General features: G+C 58.1%; 21 protein-coding genes and 1 tRNA gene. 15 read left to right on the top strand and 7 right to left on the bottom strand.

Features of this window, described 5'->3' with window-relative positions; genetic code table 11:
- From ribD to DTW90_RS15510, 5 genes are all read left to right on the top strand, one after another.
- Window positions 1-1,143, top strand: a complete 1,143-nt coding sequence (gene ribD / locus DTW90_RS15490) for a bifunctional diaminohydroxyphosphoribosylaminopyrimidine deaminase/5-amino-6-(5-phosphoribosylamino)uracil reductase RibD (protein ID WP_149339422.1) — start codon at window positions 1-3, stop codon at window positions 1,141-1,143.
- Window positions 1,143-1,763, top strand: coding sequence for a riboflavin synthase (locus tag DTW90_RS15495; RefSeq protein ID WP_149339424.1), 621 nt, complete (start codon window positions 1,143-1,145; stop codon window positions 1,761-1,763). The genes ribD and DTW90_RS15495 overlap by 1 nt, the downstream gene beginning before the upstream one ends.
- 288 nt (window positions 1,764-2,051) lie before the next feature.
- Window positions 2,052-2,624, top strand: a complete 573-nt coding sequence (locus DTW90_RS15500) for a cytochrome b (RefSeq protein ID WP_149339426.1) — start codon at window positions 2,052-2,054, stop codon at window positions 2,622-2,624.
- A gap of 413 nt (window positions 2,625-3,037) precedes the next feature.
- A complete protein-coding gene (locus DTW90_RS15505; RefSeq protein WP_132517007.1) occupies window positions 3,038-3,844 on the top strand; it encodes a hypothetical protein in 807 nt (268 codons plus the stop codon).
- A 19-nt stretch (window positions 3,845-3,863) separates the two neighbouring features.
- Window positions 3,864-4,562, top strand: a complete 699-nt coding sequence (locus DTW90_RS15510; protein ID WP_132517005.1) for a class I SAM-dependent methyltransferase — start codon at window positions 3,864-3,866, stop codon at window positions 4,560-4,562.
- A 94-nt stretch (window positions 4,563-4,656) separates the two neighbouring features.
- Here DTW90_RS15510 and DTW90_RS15515 read toward each other — a convergent pair whose 3' ends face one another.
- Complete coding sequence (locus DTW90_RS15515) at window positions 4,657-5,196, bottom strand: GNAT family N-acetyltransferase (RefSeq protein ID WP_149339428.1); 540 nt, start codon at window positions 5,194-5,196, stop codon at window positions 4,657-4,659.
- A gap of 53 nt (window positions 5,197-5,249) precedes the next feature.
- Window positions 5,250-5,753: a cupin domain-containing protein gene (locus DTW90_RS15520; RefSeq protein WP_149339429.1), complete on the bottom strand. Its 504-nt coding sequence runs from the start codon at window positions 5,751-5,753 to the stop codon at window positions 5,250-5,252.
- 182 nt (window positions 5,754-5,935) lie between these two features.
- Here DTW90_RS15520 and DTW90_RS15525 point away from each other — a divergent pair, with 182 nt between their 5' ends.
- From DTW90_RS15525 to DTW90_RS15535, 3 genes are all read left to right on the top strand, one after another.
- Window positions 5,936-6,391: a 6,7-dimethyl-8-ribityllumazine synthase gene (locus DTW90_RS15525; protein WP_132516999.1), complete on the top strand. Its 456-nt coding sequence runs from the start codon at window positions 5,936-5,938 to the stop codon at window positions 6,389-6,391.
- Window positions 6,392-6,394: 3 nt separating this feature from the next.
- Window positions 6,395-6,877 (top strand): transcription antitermination factor NusB, encoded by a 483-nt coding sequence (gene nusB, locus DTW90_RS15530; protein ID WP_149339431.1) that lies wholly within the window; start codon window positions 6,395-6,397, stop codon window positions 6,875-6,877.
- Between the two features lie 303 nt (window positions 6,878-7,180).
- Window positions 7,181-9,316, top strand: a complete 2,136-nt coding sequence (locus DTW90_RS15535) for a sodium-translocating pyrophosphatase (protein ID WP_149339433.1) — start codon at window positions 7,181-7,183, stop codon at window positions 9,314-9,316.
- Window positions 9,317-9,394: 78 nt separating this feature from the next.
- Here the strand turns inward: DTW90_RS15535 and DTW90_RS15540 are convergent, their stop codons facing one another.
- Window positions 9,395-9,904 carry an outer membrane protein assembly factor BamE gene (locus DTW90_RS15540; RefSeq protein WP_132516993.1) on the bottom strand — a complete coding sequence of 170 codons (510 nt, stop codon included), beginning with the start codon at window positions 9,902-9,904 and terminating at the stop codon, window positions 9,395-9,397.
- A 222-nt stretch (window positions 9,905-10,126) separates the two neighbouring features.
- Here DTW90_RS15540 and DTW90_RS15545 point away from each other — a divergent pair, with 222 nt between their 5' ends.
- From DTW90_RS15545 to DTW90_RS15570, 6 genes are all read left to right on the top strand, one after another.
- A complete protein-coding gene (locus tag DTW90_RS15545; RefSeq protein WP_188079952.1) occupies window positions 10,127-10,720 on the top strand; it encodes a ubiquinol-cytochrome C chaperone family protein in 594 nt (197 codons plus the stop codon).
- Window positions 10,721-10,730: 10 nt separating this feature from the next.
- Complete coding sequence (locus DTW90_RS15550; protein WP_132516989.1) at window positions 10,731-11,291, top strand: DUF177 domain-containing protein; 561 nt, start codon at window positions 10,731-10,733, stop codon at window positions 11,289-11,291.
- A gap of 100 nt (window positions 11,292-11,391) precedes the next feature.
- Complete coding sequence (gene plsX, locus DTW90_RS15555) at window positions 11,392-12,438, top strand: phosphate acyltransferase PlsX (protein WP_132516987.1); 1,047 nt, start codon at window positions 11,392-11,394, stop codon at window positions 12,436-12,438.
- 18 nt (window positions 12,439-12,456) lie between these two features.
- On the top strand, window positions 12,457-13,428 hold the full coding sequence (locus tag DTW90_RS15560) for a beta-ketoacyl-ACP synthase III (RefSeq protein WP_149339435.1): 972 nt from the start codon (window positions 12,457-12,459) through the stop codon (window positions 13,426-13,428).
- Window positions 13,429-13,538: 110 nt separating this feature from the next.
- On the top strand, window positions 13,539-13,877 hold the full coding sequence (locus DTW90_RS15565) for an integration host factor subunit alpha (RefSeq protein ID WP_132516983.1): 339 nt from the start codon (window positions 13,539-13,541) through the stop codon (window positions 13,875-13,877).
- 196 nt (window positions 13,878-14,073) lie between these two features.
- Window positions 14,074-14,610: a MerR family transcriptional regulator gene (locus tag DTW90_RS15570; RefSeq protein ID WP_149339437.1), complete on the top strand. Its 537-nt coding sequence runs from the start codon at window positions 14,074-14,076 to the stop codon at window positions 14,608-14,610.
- Window position 14,611: 1 nt separating this feature from the next.
- Here the strand turns inward: DTW90_RS15570 and DTW90_RS15575 are convergent, their stop codons facing one another.
- Both DTW90_RS15575 and DTW90_RS15580 read right to left on the bottom strand, forming a co-directional pair.
- Window positions 14,612-14,965, bottom strand: coding sequence for a response regulator (locus DTW90_RS15575; protein WP_149339439.1), 354 nt, complete (start codon window positions 14,963-14,965; stop codon window positions 14,612-14,614).
- Window positions 14,966-15,257: 292 nt separating this feature from the next.
- Window positions 15,258-15,334: transfer RNA gene (locus DTW90_RS15580), tRNA-Pro, on the bottom strand.
- Window positions 15,335-15,504: 170 nt separating this feature from the next.
- Between DTW90_RS15580 and DTW90_RS15585 the strand changes: the two genes are divergently transcribed.
- Window positions 15,505-15,687 (top strand): hypothetical protein, encoded by a 183-nt coding sequence (locus tag DTW90_RS15585; protein ID WP_149339440.1) that lies wholly within the window; start codon window positions 15,505-15,507, stop codon window positions 15,685-15,687.
- A gap of 28 nt (window positions 15,688-15,715) precedes the next feature.
- Here DTW90_RS15585 and DTW90_RS15590 read toward each other — a convergent pair whose 3' ends face one another.
- Both DTW90_RS15590 and DTW90_RS15595 read right to left on the bottom strand, forming a co-directional pair.
- A complete protein-coding gene (locus DTW90_RS15590; protein ID WP_149339442.1) occupies window positions 15,716-15,922 on the bottom strand; it encodes a hypothetical protein in 207 nt (68 codons plus the stop codon).
- An 81-nt stretch (window positions 15,923-16,003) separates the two neighbouring features.
- Window positions 16,004-16,201, bottom strand: coding sequence for a hypothetical protein (locus tag DTW90_RS15595; protein WP_149339444.1), 198 nt, complete (start codon window positions 16,199-16,201; stop codon window positions 16,004-16,006).
- Window positions 16,202-16,415 lie beyond the last annotated feature (214 nt).

The raw sequence follows: 16,415 nt of genomic DNA on the forward strand, positions 1-16,415 counted from the left end.
ATGACAACAGCGGCGGACGACGAACGGTTCATGGCGGAGGCGATCGAGATATCGCGCCGCCATCTCGGCCAGACCGGTACTAATCCATCCGTCGGCTGCGTGATCGTCAAGGACGGCGCCGTCGTGGGGCGCGCGGTTACCGCGATCGGCGGCCGTCCGCATGCCGAACCCCAAGCCTTGGCCGAAGCCGGCGCACGCGCTGAAGGCGCCACCGCCTATGTCACTCTGGAACCCTGCTCGCATTACGGCAAGACACCACCCTGTGCCAACGCGCTTATTGCGGCAAAGGTCGCGCGTGTCGCCATCAGCGTCACCGATCCCGATGAGCGGGTGTCTGGACGGGGCATTCAGATGTTGCGGGACGCTGGCATTACGGTCGATACCGGAATTCTGGAAAAGGAGGGCCGCCGCTCACTTGCCGGTTATCTTATGCGCCAGACGAGCAAGCGGCCCTATGTGACTCTGAAGATTGCCGTTTCCGCTGACGGAATGATCGGCCGACAGGGCGCGGGGCAGATAAGGATAACCGGCGATTCCGCCCGCGCCGCAGTCCAAACCCTGCGCGCCGAGAGCGACGCGATCCTTGTCGGGATAGGAACCGCTATTGCCGATGATCCGGAGTTGACTGTGAGGATACCCGGCGACGAACATCGCTCGCCAATCCGGATCGTCCTCGATCCGTGGCTTGATTTGCCCGTCACCGGCAAGCTCGCGCGGACCGCCAGGCAGGTGCCCGTGATCTCCGTTGCCAACGAGGAAGTATCTCCTGAAGAGGGGGGCGATGAGCACCTTAGTCCCTCCGACAGGAAAAAGGCGGAAGGTAGCGATGTCCGCCGCGCCGCTCTTGAGGCTGCCGGCGTCGAGATCCTCTATTGCCGCCCGTATCACCCGGATCAACTGCTGCCGGGGCTGGCGTCGCGCGGCATTTCCTCGCTTCTGGTAGAGGGTGGAGCCAGAACGGCGCGCATTTTCCTTGAGGCAGGCTTGGTCGACCGGATACTGCTGTTCCAGGGGCCGGACATGATCGGCGAGGGCGGTATTGAATCGCCGCTCAAGGCAACCGATATGCCTTCCGGTTTTACACATGTCGCCACGCGCCAGTTCGGCGAGGATCGCAGCGATGAATTTGAAAGAGAGCTTTGATGTTTACCGGCATTGTCACCGATATCGGCACGATTGAGACTGTTTCGGAGTTGAAGGAGGGCATCAAGCTGCGTGTCGCGACGAATTACGATCCCGCGACCATCGACATGGGCGCGTCCATCTCCCATTCCGGCATCTGCCTGACCGTGACCGGCCTGCCGGAAGAGGGCAGCAACGGTCGCTGGTTCGAGGTGGAAGCCTGGGAAGAGGCCCTGCGCCTGACGACTGTTGGCACCTGGAAGTCCGGCAGCCATATCAACCTGGAACGCTCGCTGAAGATCGGCGACGAACTCGGCGGCCATATCGTCTCCGGCCATGTCGACGGCAAGGCGGAAATCCTGTCGGTGACAGCGGAAGGTGACGCAACCCGTTTCCGCCTGCGCGCCCCCGAACACCTTGCCCGTTTCGTCGCGCCCAAGGGCTCGATCGCGCTCGACGGCACATCGCTGACGGTCAACGCCGTCGAGGGCACGGATTTCGACGTGCTTCTCATCCGCCATACGCTCGAAGTCACCACCTGGGGCGAACGGAAGGCCGGCGACTTCGTCAATTTCGAGGTCGACACCATGGCGCGCTATGCCGCGCGGCTTGCCGAATTCCCGGCGTCGAAAGCCATCTGATCCATCTCGTCGAGCTTTGGGATCCATGCAACAGGGCGGAGATCATCTCCGCCCTGTTGCATTTGCAGGCCATGAGTTCGATCACACGCAATTGTGATTAATGGATTGTTGTCTGTAAAACTCATAAATTTTCGGACGTAAGATGATAATTTCAATCATATTTTAGCGGCATTGAAATCCTCACCGTCAAGAATCTCTTAAATTATTGCTGTTGCAGGGTTTTTTGCTGCGCGTTATGTCGCGGGCCTCGATTTAGCCCCAATTCGAACCTGCAGGAAGAGACCTCCCATGGCCGTCGACCAAACCCTTGTAACTTCTGTTGAAAGCCCGAAATCCCGATATGACAGGGTGACGATCACCCTTCACTGGCTGTCCGCGCTTCTCGTCATCGCGCTTTTCGTCGCCGCCTATCTCTGGAACAACGAGTTTGCGAGAGGCTCGCCGCCGCGCAAGTTCCTGCAGGCGCTGCACATCTCCCTCGGTATTCTTTTCACGGTGGTCTTCATCGCGCGGCTCTACTGGCGCAACACGAGCGGCCGCAAGCTGGCGTCGACCGAACAAGGCCTGATGCGCGTCCTCTCCAAGGGCATGCATCATCTGCTATACCTCCTGCTGACCGCGCAGATCGTGCTAGGCTATCTCCTGCGCTGGGCGCAGGGCGAACCTTTCATGTTCTTCGGCCTGTTTTCCATTCCGAGCCTCTTTGGCCCGAGCAAGCCGCTCGCTGAATGGTTCGAATGGCTGCACAACTATGCGGCCTGGACAATCATTATCCTTGCTCTTGGTCACGCCGTTGCGGCTCTGACCCACCACTACCTGCTGAAGGATAACGTCCTGAAGCGCATGCTGCCGATCAACTGATCAATCGGGCGCCGGGCCTGTTTGTGTCCGGCGCTCCATCGGGAATCTTGATCAGAAATCAGCTCAACTGCTCGGTTATGAGCCCGAAGAAGCAAGATCCGAAATAAAAAATCTTTAACGGCACCATCCAGAAGATAATAGAAATCAAGTGTCGCCAAAAATTAAAATCGAAAGCGATCAGCGGATATATTGAAAAATGCGTGAATTGAATATAAATAAAGTTTATGCTCACACATGTCGAACTAAAATTACTAGTTAGGCGAAGTAAATCTAATCCGGAAGAGTGGGATCTTTTCGCGGGAAAGTGTGACGTTTCTTATAGATGCCTATATAGGGCTAACCTTTTTTATTTACTGGCTAGTAGAGCAATATACATAAAAAGATTTGATTTCTTTGTTCAGAGTGAAGGAGGATTGCTGAAGGTAGGTCAATGTGCGGTTTTGGTAGGTTCAAGCGTTCGCACGTTCTCTGACCAAATTCAGTTGTTGCCCGATTATAACTATCTCTGGAAAGATGCATTGCTCGGGGTGCTCGAAAATATTGGCCCCGGAGAATATATCTACGGATCCGAGTGGTCTACCGAGATCGCAAGAGATCAGGATTTGGCATGTATAGACGGTTTAAAGATCAAGAATGTTCGCCCCGTCTATCTGGAAGTTGTCGAATTCGAGACCTGGCCCGATTGGAGCAGCTATTGGAAGTCCATCAGTTCAAACGCGCGGCGTAACTTCAACAAAATAAACAACACGCAAGAAGCGGAAAGACTTAAAATATACGAAGCCATAAATGGCCTTAAGTATACGCTCGCGTTGTTCCGATTAAAAAACGCAACGTTTCTCAGGAAGAAGATCGGGAATATAATTCCGTTGACCCTGCTGCGGCATGTCTTGCGATATGCAGTCCTGAGGAAACATATCCGGTCGGTCGTTTGTCGGAAAGACGAGACCGTCCTAGGGTTTGCTACCTGCGTCGACGTGGGAAGGCATATCTTCTATCTTGAAGGAGGCGCAGAGCACGCGGTCGCCGGTGTGGGCTGGTACACGCTTCTCAGCGCCATCCGCTGCGCCTTCGATCGAACGGGCGGAAGAGGTGCTTTCGTCATGGGGCCGGTTGACGACGAGACGCTGACGCAGCCGGAGTGGTCGGGCTTGGCAAGATCGCGCCTCTCATGCCGCGCGACAAGAAGACGTCAGGCGACGATCAATTTCCAATGGGGCTAACTTTGCCGGCAGGTGGCGGATGGGTTCAATTTTTGGCGGCGGTCCATCGACAATTCTGAAGTATGTCAGGCAGAAAAGTCTGCGCCTGATCTACGCGAACGTGAAGGAACGCATACTGTTCGATGCCGTCAATGGAATAGACACGATCACACAGGTACAGAAAGGCGCTTTTTCAAGCAGAATCAATAATTTGGCGCATGGTGTCCACTATTCGAGTTCCTGGACCAGCGAAATAGTCTTCGGTTTCGAGATATGCCGAAACAAGCTCGGCCCGGACTTTGAGAAATACGCTTTCATCGATATCGGATGCGGCCGCGGGAAGGTGGCGATCAAATGGAAGCAAATGCTTCGAAAGCGCCGCCTTGAGCAAAACGTCTATGGAATGGATTATTATGATTATCTGATTGAGCAGGCGAAATATAACTATCGAAAAGTCATTGGAAAGGACGGCGCTTTCTTTTGCGCCGACGCCACCGAATTCGACTACAGCATATTGGGCGGGCACGTTATCGTCTATCTCTATCACCCTTTTGACGAGACTATATTGCGCCCGGTTTTGGCTAAGCTTCAGAACCAATCGGTCATCGCCATCTATAACAATCCGGTCCATGAGGACGTATTGTTGAGCGCCGGATATAAGCTGGTCGCCGAAAAACGTGGTTTTCACCCCCAGGCACAGACCGTTGTGCTGGAGAGAAATCCCAAGAACCCGCAATAGCTTCCTCGTGCGCACATGACCACAGGCTCGTCCGCAACCGCCCCCACGGACCTGTTTCGCTGTCCCAACGCTCTGCAGTTATCGATCGATTGGATCAGGCGACGGAGTTTTCCGCTGAACGCTCAAACAGAATGGTTGGCTTGCCGGAATAGGTGGTCACGGCGATTTGCCGGAAGCCGAGCTTTTCCGCCAGGCGCAGGGAAGGGGCGTTTTCCGGCGCGATGATGCAGGTCATGCGGCGGTCGGGGAGTTTGGCCTCGGCCCAGCCTATCATGGCTTGAAGAGCTTCCGTGGCATAGCCGCGTCCATGGACCGAGGGTGAAAATGCCCAGCCGGCTTCGAGTGTCCCCTCGATGGACGGCACTATATCCCGAAGCACTTCATGGAAGCCGGCCTCGCCGACGAACCGACCGCTGCTCTTTTCCTCGATGGCCAGGAAGCCGAAGCCCAGATGGTGCCAGAGCCCGGCATAGCGGATCATTCGCGCCCAACTCTGCTCGCGGGTCGAGGGCGTTCCGCCGATGTGACGCACGACATCAGCATCCGCCCACAGGGCGCTGCAGGCGTCGAAATCGTCGAGGCGATGCGGGCGAAGGATCAGGCGTTCGGTTTCAATGGTCGGCATGTCAGGCATAAAGGGCGTCTTTCAAAAACGAATAGAGAAGAATGCGTATCGGGCTCCCGGCACTATGCGCCGGGTTCGCCGTCCCAATAATCAACGGCCGTATCGTCACGGCCGATAAAGCTGAAGCGGACGGGTCGTTCGCGCGTGGGATAGGTCTTTGCCATGAACTTTCCGGAATCCGGATATTCGACGATCTCCGCCTTCGCCTTGGTCGACATGGCGAGATAGACGAGGGGAGCCGATCCGGTATTGATCAGCTGATGCGCCGTGTCCGGCCCGCCGGCAGGGGCTGCCAGCACGTCGCCTTTCTTGATGGCGATTCGGTCGGCGCCGATCCGGTATTCACCTTCGCCGCTGATGATGAAGAACATCTCTTCCTCGACATGGTGGTTGTGGAAGGGACAGCCGGACTTGCCTGGCGGCACTTCGTTATAGCTGATGCCGAGATCCTTCAGTCCGAGCAAAGCACCGAAGGAGGTATCGCGGCCCTCAAAGAAGTCGCCTTGCGTCCAATGTTCGAGCTTGAGCTCTCCGACATTGATAACGGGACGTGGGTCTTCGCTCATTTCATACCCTCCAATTCGGCGCCAATTGTTATAGAACCGATCCCCATCGGGGAAGGCGCGATTTCTGCGGTCCTGATCCCCAAATCCCCGTGAAAGGCCGAAAAACACTTGCCAAGCGCGGTGCGGCGTGGTTTGACCGCCGCTTGTTCGGCGTTTCGCCCTCCCACATCTGCAGGTGATGTATGTCCAGCTCTTCCGATGCGCATATTCTGATCGTCGAAGCACGTTTTTACGACGACATGGCTGACGCTCTTCTCGATGGCGCAAAGGCGGCCCTCGACGAAGCCGGCGCAACCTATGATGTCGTGACCGTTCCCGGCGCGCTGGAAATTCCGGCTGCGATTGCCATGGCGCTGGATGGTGCCGACAACGGCGGAACGGAGTATGATGGCTATGTCGCGCTCGGCATGGTCATCCGCGGAGAGACCTATCATTTCGATATCGTCTCCAATGAATCGTCGCGGGCGCTGATGGATCTTGCCGTCAGCGAGTCGCTGGCAATCGGCAACGGCATCCTGACGGTCGAGAACGACGACCAGGCCTGGGTGCGCGCTCGCCGTTCGGAAAAGGACAAGGGCGGTTTTGCCGCCCGTGCGGCGCTCACCATGATCGCCCTGAAGAAGAAGTTGGGTGCATAAGATATGAGCAATCAGGATGCCGAGCGACCTGCGAAGACGGCCAACCAGCGAGGCGCGGCGCGCCTTGCGGCCGTGCAGGCGCTCTATCAGATGGATATCGGCGGTTCCGGCGTGCTCGAAGTGGTCGCCGAATATGAAGCGCATCGCCTGGGCCAGGAGCTGGACGGCGAGACCTATCTGAAGGCAGACCCATCCTGGTTCCGCTCCATCGTGTCGGGTGTCGTCCGTGACCAGAAGAAGCTCGATCCGTTGATCGGCTCCGCCCTGCAGGACGATTGGGCTCTTTCCCGCCTCGATAGCACCGTCCGCGCCATCCTGCGTGCCGGCACTTTCGAACTCCTGGATCGCAAGGACGTGCCCGTTCCCGTCATCGTGACGGAATATGTCGAGATTGCGCACGCCTTCTTCGAGGAAGACGAACCCAAGCTCGTCAACGCCGTTCTCGATAGGATTGCCAAGCAGGTTCGCGGCGAAGCCAAGAAGTAGGCTGATTTGTCGCGGGCCGAATGCGCCCGCGAGCCCAATGCCGACTTCGGCCGCTCGGTTGTCGGCGATTGGGCCTTCTCGTAAAAATACGTGCAATACCAGCCTTTTGCACCTTTGCACTACTTCCGAATATTCTTTCAAAGAAGGGTCGTATTTTACGGCCCGGCGCTCTTGACGCGCCGTTGTCGCAAAAGCAATCTCGCCATGCGCCATGTTTGCCATCCTTGGAGGGGGAGGCACGCATTGCCGACTGCCACGGAGGTCTGTCGGACTTCCGGCTTTTTGGGGAGAGGAAAAAGCAACATGAGCATTCTTATAGGCGTAATAGTATGCGGATTGCTATCTGTGGTCTATGCCATATGGGCAACCCAATCGGTGCTTGCTGCCGATCAGGGCAACGCACGCATGCAGGAAATCGCCGGCTATATTCGTGAGGGGGCTCAGGCCTACCTGACGCGCCAGTATAGAACCATTGCTGTTGTCGGCGTCGTCGTCTTTATCGCCGCATGGCTCCTTTTGTCGGGTGCCGCTGCCATCGGTTTCCTGATCGGCGCCGTCCTTTCGGGTGCCGCAGGCTTCATCGGCATGCATGTTTCCGTCCGTGCCAATGTCCGCACGGCACAGGCAGCGTCCCACAGCCTGGCAGCCGGCCTCGAGATCGCTTTCAAATCCGGCGCCATAACCGGGATGCTCGTCGCAGGCCTCGCCCTGCTTGGCGTCTCGATCTACTATTTCATCCTGACGAAGATACTCGGCCTGCCGGATGGCTCGCGTGAAGTCGTCGATGCGCTGGTGGCGCTCGGTTTCGGTGCGTCCCTCATCTCGATCTTCGCCCGTCTCGGCGGCGGCATCTTCACCAAGGGCGCTGACGTCGGTGGTGACCTCGTCGGCAAGGTGGAGGCCGGCATTCCGGAAGACGATCCGCGCAATCCCGCGACGATCGCCGACAATGTCGGCGATAATGTCGGCGACTGCGCCGGCATGGCGGCCGACCTCTTCGAAACCTATGCGGTGTCTGTTGTCGCCACCATGGTGCTGGCCTCGATCTTCTTTGCCGGCACGCCCGTTCTCAGCGCCGCCATGACCTATCCTCTGGCCATTTGCGGCGCCTGCATCATCACTTCGATCATCGGCACCTTCTTCGTCAAGCTCGGTACCGACGGATCGATCATGGGTGCGCTCTACAAGGGCTTGATCGCAACCGGCGTCCTGTCGATCATCGGCTTTGCCGCCGCGACGTCACTGACGGTCGGCTGGGGTTCGCTCGGCACCGTCGCCAATTTTGAGATTACCGGCTTGCGTCTCTTCGTCTGCGGTCTCGTCGGCCTGATCGTAACCGCCCTGATCGTTGTCATCACCGAATATTATACCGGCACGGGCAAGCGCCCGGTCGTCTCGATCGCCCAGGCTTCGGTCACAGGCCACGGCACCAACGTCATCCAGGGCCTGGCTGTCTCGCTGGAATCTACCGCACTCCCGGCGCTCGTCATCGTCGGCGGCATCCTCGCCACCTATCAGCTGGGCGGCCTGTTCGGTACCGGCATTGCCGTTACTGCCATGCTCGGTCTCGCCGGCATGATCGTCGCCCTCGATGCCTTCGGCCCGGTCACCGACAATGCCGGCGGTATCGCCGAAATGTCGCATCTGCCGCCGGAGGTTCGCAAGTCGACCGACGCGCTCGACGCAGTCGGCAACACCACCAAGGCCGTAACCAAGGGCTACGCCATCGGCTCTGCCGGCCTCGGCGCGCTTGTCCTGTTCGCTGCCTATTCCAACGACCTCCAGTATTTTGCGGCCCATGGCGACCAGTACCCGTACTTCGCCAATATCGGGGCGATCAATTTCGATCTCTCCAACCCCTACGTGGTCGCCGGTCTGCTGTTCGGCGGTCTCATTCCCTACCTTTTCGGCGGCATCGCCATGACGGCGGTAGGTCGTGCGGCGGGAGCGATCGTTGAGGAGGTTCGCCGTCAGTTCAAGGAGAAGCCGGGAATCATGCAGGGTACGGAGCGCCCGGACTACGGCCGTGCCGTCGACCTTCTGACGAAGGCGGCAATCAGGGAAATGATCATCCCGTCCTTGTTGCCCGTTTTGGCACCGCTCGTCGTTTATTTCGGCGTGCTGATCATTTCCGGCTCCAAGGCATCCGCTTTCGCGGCTCTGGGCGCCTCGCTGCTCGGCGTCATCATCAACGGCCTGTTCGTCGCGATCTCGATGACCTCGGGTGGCGGTGCCTGGGACAATGCCAAGAAGAGCTTCGAGGACGGCTTCGTCGACAAGCTCGGCGTCCGTCACATGAAGGGCTCGGAGGCGCACAAGGCGTCGGTGACCGGCGATACCGTCGGCGATCCCTACAAGGATACGGCAGGTCCGGCCGTCAATCCTGCAATCAAGATCACCAATATCGTCGCCCTGTTGCTGCTGGCCGTTCTCGCCTGATTTCAGCAGTAAAGCGAACCGCATAAAAAACCCGCGAAGCGAGAGCTTCGCGGGTTTTTCGTTCCGTCTCCCGGTGGCTTATTGGCCGGGATTGAGGTTGTTGAGGAAGTTCTTCGCAGCGCCGGCACCGGTGCCGCTGCCCTGCAGAATCTGCTGCAGGAAGGTAAGATCCTTGCCGCCCGTCGGCGTTACGCTCTTGATGTTGTCGAAGACCTTGCCGTCCTTGAGCGAGTAGTCGGCTCGCTGCGAGACGTTGCCGTCCTTGTCGAAATAAATCGCAAGGATGTGCTGGTCGACGACCTGCTGTTTCATGAAGGCAGCGCGGCGCACGCGCTTCTGGGAAATGTAATAGAAGACTTCGTTATCGAAGGTCGCCGTTGTCGACGGCGTGCCCAGCGACAGGAGGACCTGCTCGCGGCTGGAACCGACCGGGACGAGATTGAGCGACTGCTGATCGAAAATGTAGCCGCCGTTGATGACCTCACTGGTCTGGCAGCTGGAAAGGCTTACGGTCGCGATCACAAGGGCGATGGCGGCGTTGCTGATGAAAGTTCTGTCAGACTTGAAATCCCGTCTCTTCAACGACATCTCCCCTAATGTAATCAATCCTCTGGCCAAAACGGCCCGACCTTGCTGTGCACATCATTGTGGCCTTTCCGCGATAAACGGAAAACCATGGCGATGTTTGTCCGGCACTCTTCATGACCGATCGTTGCAGGAGCGTGACGACAGGTTGGGGGGCGGGTCCTCGAAGCGGGCACAAACGGCATTGCAATTCGCGCCTGCTTCGGTAAACCAGCTTTCTGATGGATGCAACAAGGCCTTACGCCGCTCAGCGCTCAGAATGAGCCTATTCTGGGAATTTTCATGATCTTCGGGCTCTTTGGCAAAAAAAACCACAATCACATCATCGTCGAACGGCAATATGCGGCTTTGACCGCGATTGCGCGGACGCCGGTTTTCTACGAGCGTTTGGCTGTGCCGGATACGGTCATGGGCCGCTTCGAAATGCTGTCCGTTGTCATGATCCTGTTCTTTCGCCGGACGCGCTCGTCCGAAACGAGCGGGCAGGAGATCGCCCAGGAGATCGTCGATGCCTTTTTCCAGGATATCGATTATTCGATCCGCGAACTGGGGATCGGCGACAACAGCGTGCCCAAGCGCATGAAGAAGCTTGCCGGAATGTTCTACGGGCGGTTGGAATCCTACGCGGCGGCGATGGACGGCAATGATTGCGCGGCCTTGGCATCCGCGCTTCGACGCAATATCTATCCGCAGCAAGACGAGAGTGCTCCTGCGATGGATGATCTTGCGGAATGGATGATGGTTGCCGAACGCCATTTGACGGCTGTTTCGGAGACCGAGATAGCGACCGGCTCTGCGACGTTGCCGCTGCCGGCGTAGGATGAAGACGATGACGAAGACAAAGCGAGATCCGGAGAACCCCTTTTCCTATCCGGTGAAGGTCGGCCATATCTCCGCCAATCCGGTTGACGTGCATATCGAGGCGGACAAGTCCGAACTGGAGGATCTTGCCAAGCTCTGGGACGTGCTGTCCGTAGAGAGTCTCGCCGCCGACCTGAAGATCTCTCGCTGGAAGCGGGACGGCATCCGGGTCAAGGGCAACGTGCGGGCAAAGCTCGTTCAGGCCTGTGTCGTGACGCTCGACCCGGTTCCTTCCGAGATCTCCGAGGACCTGGAGCAGATCTTCGTTCCGGAAGGCTCCAAGCTTGCGCGCGCTCCCTCGGGAGAGGCGGGCGAGATGATTCTCGATCCCGATGGTCCCGACCTGCCGGAGAGCTTCAGCGGCGACACGATCGATGTCGGTGCTGTCGTCACCGAATTCGCAGCACTCGCCATCGATCCCTATCCGCGCAAGCCCGGAATCGAATTCGATGGCCATATCGAAGACTCCGGCGAGGCCGACCGGAAACCTTCTCCCTTTGCCGCGTTGAAAGACTGGAAAAAGGACTAGCCTGCATCGCATTCGACATAAATTAGTTGTAAGCGAAGGCAGAAACGGTATTTTGGCGCCAATTTCGCTGGAAGTGGCGAAAAGCAAGGATCAGGGACGCGTGATCAGAATTTCTCTCGACCTCATGGGCGGCGACTTTGGTCCGGAAGTTGTCATCCCCGGCGCAGCCAAGGCGCTGGAAAGGCATCCCGATATAACCTTTCTACTGTACGGCCTGAAGGAGCAATGCGAACCGCTCCTCCATAAATATCCGAAGCTCAAGGGAAAATCGGTCTTCCACGATTGCGAGGTCGCAGTCGCCATGGACGAGAAGCCGAGCCAGGCGCTGCGCCGCGGCCGCTACGTCTCCAGCATGTGGCGCTCGATCGAGGCTGTGAAAAAGAATGAGGCCGATGTCGTCGTCTCGGCGGGCAACACCGGCGCGCTCATGGCCATGGCGAAATTCTGTCTACGCACCATGGCCAATGTCGAGCGTCCGGCAATTGCCGCAATCTGGCCGACCCTCAGGGGCGAAAGCATCGTTCTCGACGTCGGAGCGACGATCGGAGCCGATTCGCAGCAGCTTCTCGATTTCGCGCTGATGGGCGGCGCCATGGCGCGCGCGCTCTTCGAGATCGAGCGTCCGACCGTCGGCCTCCTGAATGTCGGCGTGGAAGAGATCAAGGGGCAGGAAGAGGTCAAGGATGCCGGCCGCCTGATCCGCGAGGCTAATCTCGAATCGCTGGATTACGCCGGCTTTGTCGAGGGCGACGATATCGGCAAGGGCACGGTCGACGTCGTCGTGACGGAAGGTTTCTCCGGCAATATCGCGTTGAAGACGGCGGAAGGCACGGCGAAGCAGATCGCCGGCTATCTAAGGGCCGCTATGTCGCGCACGCTGCTCGCCAGGATCGGCTATGTGTTCGCTAAGGGTGCGTTCGACCTCCTGCGTGAAAAGCTCGATCCGAGCAAGGTCAATGGTGGCGTCTTCCTCGGCCTCAACGGCATCGTCATCAAGAGCCATGGCGGCGCAAATGCCGAGGGCTTTGCCGCGGCCATCGATGTCGGTTACGACATGGCTAAGAATGGCCTTACTCAGAAAATAGAAAACGATCTTAAAAGATATCATGCCAAGCGGCAGCCACCCATCGGGCCGGAAGCAGCATGAGGGCGAGGTAAAATCAGCATGATCCGTTCAGTTGTTCGCGGGTTTGGGGCGGCTCTTCCAGAGCGTGTCGTCACCAATCGCGATATGGAGAAGATTGTCGAAACGTCCGACGAATGGATCGTCCAGCGTACCGGTATTCGCCAGCGCTATATTGCCGGCGAAGGCGAGACCACCGCCTCCCTCGGCGAGCAGGCAGCCCGCGCGGCACTCGACAATGCGGGCCTGACCGCTGCCGATATAGACCTGATCATCTGCGCCACTTCGACGCCGGATAACACGTTCCCGGCAACGGCCGTCAACATCCAGAACCGCCTCGGCATGCATCACGGCTTCGCTTTCGACATGCAGGCCGTCTGCAGCGGCTTCGTCTACGCCGTGACCACCGCCGATAGCTATATTCGCGGCGGATTGGCAAAGCGCGTACTCATTATCGGTGCAGAGACCTTCTCGCGCATCCTCGACTGGACGGACCGCACGACCTGTGTTCTCTTCGGCGACGGTGCCGGCGCCCTTATCCTCGAAGCCGCTGAAGGCGAGGGGACCTCTAGGGATCGCGGCGTGCTGACGGCGAGCTTGCGCTCCGACGGGGCGCACAAGGACAAGCTCTATGTCGACGGCGGCCCGTCGTCGACCGGCACGGTCGGTCAGCTCCGCATGGAGGGCCGCGAGGTCTTCAAATATGCGGTCGGCATGATCACAGACGTCATCCAGGCGGCATTCGACGCGACGGGCACGACGGCCGACGACCTGGACTGGCTGGTCCCGCACCAGGCCAATCGCCGCATCATCGACGGCTCCGCAAAGAAGCTTGGAATTGCTCCCGAGAAGGTTGTGATTACGGTCGATCTTCACGGCAATACGTCGGCTGCGTCCATCCCTTTGGCCATCGCCGCGGCAGCCGGCGACGGTCGCATCAAGAAGGGCGACCTCGTGATGTTGGAGGCCATGGGCGGCGGCTTTACCTGGGGTGCGGTTCTGCTGCGCTGGTAGCGCGCCCAATACCTAAAATCTGATTCCGAACAAGAGCTTGACCGCTTGGCGCAAGGGCAATAGTCTCGTGCGGCTTACACAAAATTCGATTGCAAAACGGGCGGGGAACCATGACTGGTAAGACAGTGACGCGGGCGGACTTGGCGGAGTCGGTGTTCCGGAAAGTCGGCCTGTCCCGGACAGAATCGGCTGAGCTCGTCGAAACGGTTATCGACGAGATCTGCAATGCCATCGTCCGTGGCGAAACGGTTAAGCTCTCCTCTTTCGCGACATTTCAGGTGCGCGACAAGAATGAACGCATCGGTCGCAATCCGAAGACCGGCGAAGAGGTCCCGATCTCGCCCCGCCGCGTCATGACCTTCAAGGCTTCCAATGTCCTGAAGACGCGGATTTTGAAGTCGCATGCGAGCCGCAAGATAAAGGCACGGCCGCAGAATCCTGCCTCCTGAGCAGCCTCCGCTTCCCATAATTCTACATATCCAGGTTTGCCGAAATGGGACCCTTTCTTTGCCTTTCCGGCGGGATATCGGTCGTTTCGCTGTGAAACAATTCAAGATGTGACTTGAATTTCTTCCTGCAAACCGTTGAAATATGATGAGTCGTTCTAGGGAACGCCTTCTTCATATTTGATGCTGCGTTGGGAGTATGACGATGGACAAGAGCCCCGATGCCTTTCGCACGATCAGCGAAGTTGCGGATGATCTTGATCTGCCGCAGCACGTCCTGCGGTTCTGGGAGACGCGCTTCCTGCAGATCAGGCCGATGAAGCGCGGCGGCGGACGGCGCTATTACCGTCCGGAGGATGTCGATCTGCTCAAGGGCATTCGCCATCTCCTTTACGATCACGGCTATACGATCAAGGGCGTGCAGAAGCTCCTGAAGACGAACGGCAACAAGTTCGTCATTGCCGTTGGCCATGGCGACCTGGCAAGCGTCGAGGCGCTTTCGACGGCCCAGGAGCCGGCGCCGGCAGAGCCGCGGGTTGCCGGCCCCGAGGATGATCAGATCGTCGGAAGAGCCAAGGCGCCGATCAGCCGCCGCTTCTTCAATTTCGGCGGCACCGACGACATGCCGGAGGTTTCCCTCGGCAAATCGAGCGTCGGCAAGGAAGACAGAGCCCTGCTGCAGGAAACGCTCTACGATCTTCTCGAATGCAAGCGTCTGCTCGATCAGGTGCGCTGAATCAGGATGTGGTCTTAAGGCTGGCGAGCGCCGCCTGCAGCTGATGAAGCTGGTAGGGCTTGTTCAGCAGCTGATGCTTGCCGCTTGCCATCCCATCAGGCAGGCTGCCGTAGCCGGTGGCAAAAAGATAGGGTTTGCCCTTTTCGTCGAGCAGCTTGGCGACCGGCAGAGAACTCTTGCCTGCCAGCGACACATCCAGCACCGCGGCGTCGAATGTGATGCTGCCGGCCAATGCCAGTGCCTCATTCAGATCGGCTGCCTTGCCGGCAACCTCGTAGGATAGCTCGGCCAGCATATCCTCCAGCACCATGGCAATTAGCGCATCATCCTCGACGATCAGGATACGTCCGTTCATTCCCATCCTAAAATCCCCCTGATTATCGGGGTAATGTGTACCGTTACATCACACTGTCAAGCCATCGATGATGATCGACTGCGCCGAAGTTTTGGCGGTTTGAATATGCCGCTTATCAGGGCGCACAAGGCAGTCTCCCGGAACCGGGAAGACGCACCAATTTCCGGTGATTGCTTGGTGGAATCGTTGGGAACCTAGTCTTTCCCGAACAGACGTTGTCGACCTCGGCCCGCTTTCTTGCGTCTTGGGCTCCGGATATTCAGATTTTGACTAGGGCTATCAAGGATTTCAATGGTCGGGGCGACAGGACTTGAACCTGCGACCCCTTGACCCCCAGTCAAGTGCGCTACCGGGCTGCGCTACGCCCCGACCTGCCGAAACGGCTTGCATGCTTTATGAAATTGGGTTTCTAAGCGCAAGCGGAAAATCGCACGGGCGTAAAAAATCGATCCGGACGCAACCGGAAAAGACAAACGAACGTCGTTACCTGCGGAACCAATCCGGTTCCCATAGGCTTCCTCCTCTAAAGGAGAAGTCCCATGTCTACCAATGATCAGAATGTGAAACCCGAGCAACGCGCGCCGAGGGATGTTCACAGGATACCGGAAAAGCCGGAGCCTGCGGATGAAGAATCCGTCGCGACGCCGACGGTACAGCCGGCCGGTGCCAAGGATAAAAGCGAGCGTCCCGTTGTCGATCCGATAACCGGTGGCGTCGTCTGAAATCGCTTGGGAAGCACGCCGAATTAGACTACTTCGACAGCCAGCTTTCAAAGTAGTGCCGGATAGCGGCGCCTGCGCCGAAATGATCGGTCGTATCCAGCCTTGCGACCGCGCCGCGGACCACGTCCGCCATATCGGCCGCCGGCAATATGCCTGATTTCACCATGGTTTGAAACAGTTCCTCCATCAGGATCAACGTTCCGATCGCTTCGTCCTCGGCCTTGAAATCCACCATATCTGCTCTCCCCCTTTGAGTTGTTGGCAAGTACAGGAGCGCAAACCCGCTCTGTCCGCGCTCCTCTATTGGAACCGCAGGCTATTTCGATTGATCGAGAGCGTCGCGCTGTTTTACGAGTTCCTCATAGAGCGCCTGCTGCTCTTCGATCCGGTCGTTGATCCGCTCCTCATCGGCGGGGCCGCTAACTGCGGCGGCCTGCTCGATCAGCGTGCGAATGTTTTCGCTGACCTCGGCAATTCTGGTCTCGAGTTCGTCTCGGCTGAGTATTTCGATCATTGGAATGTCTCTCCGGTCGCGGTGAAAGGCAATATTGCGGTTGTTTCTGTGAGCCGTCTTGTATCTTAGGCGCACGACTGCGGAATGGTAGATGGCGACGACCGAAATGATAGGTCGACACCAAGGAATAATAGACCTTTGATCGCAAAAGGCGCATCGTGGGGTCGGGGGAGTGCGGCCGGCGATGCGCCCTTGGTGCGGCCCTCCATGATGG

The sequence above is a fragment of the Neorhizobium sp. P12A genome, from assembly GCF_008365395.1.
Classification (GTDB): Bacteria; Pseudomonadota; Alphaproteobacteria; order Rhizobiales; family Rhizobiaceae; genus Rhizobium.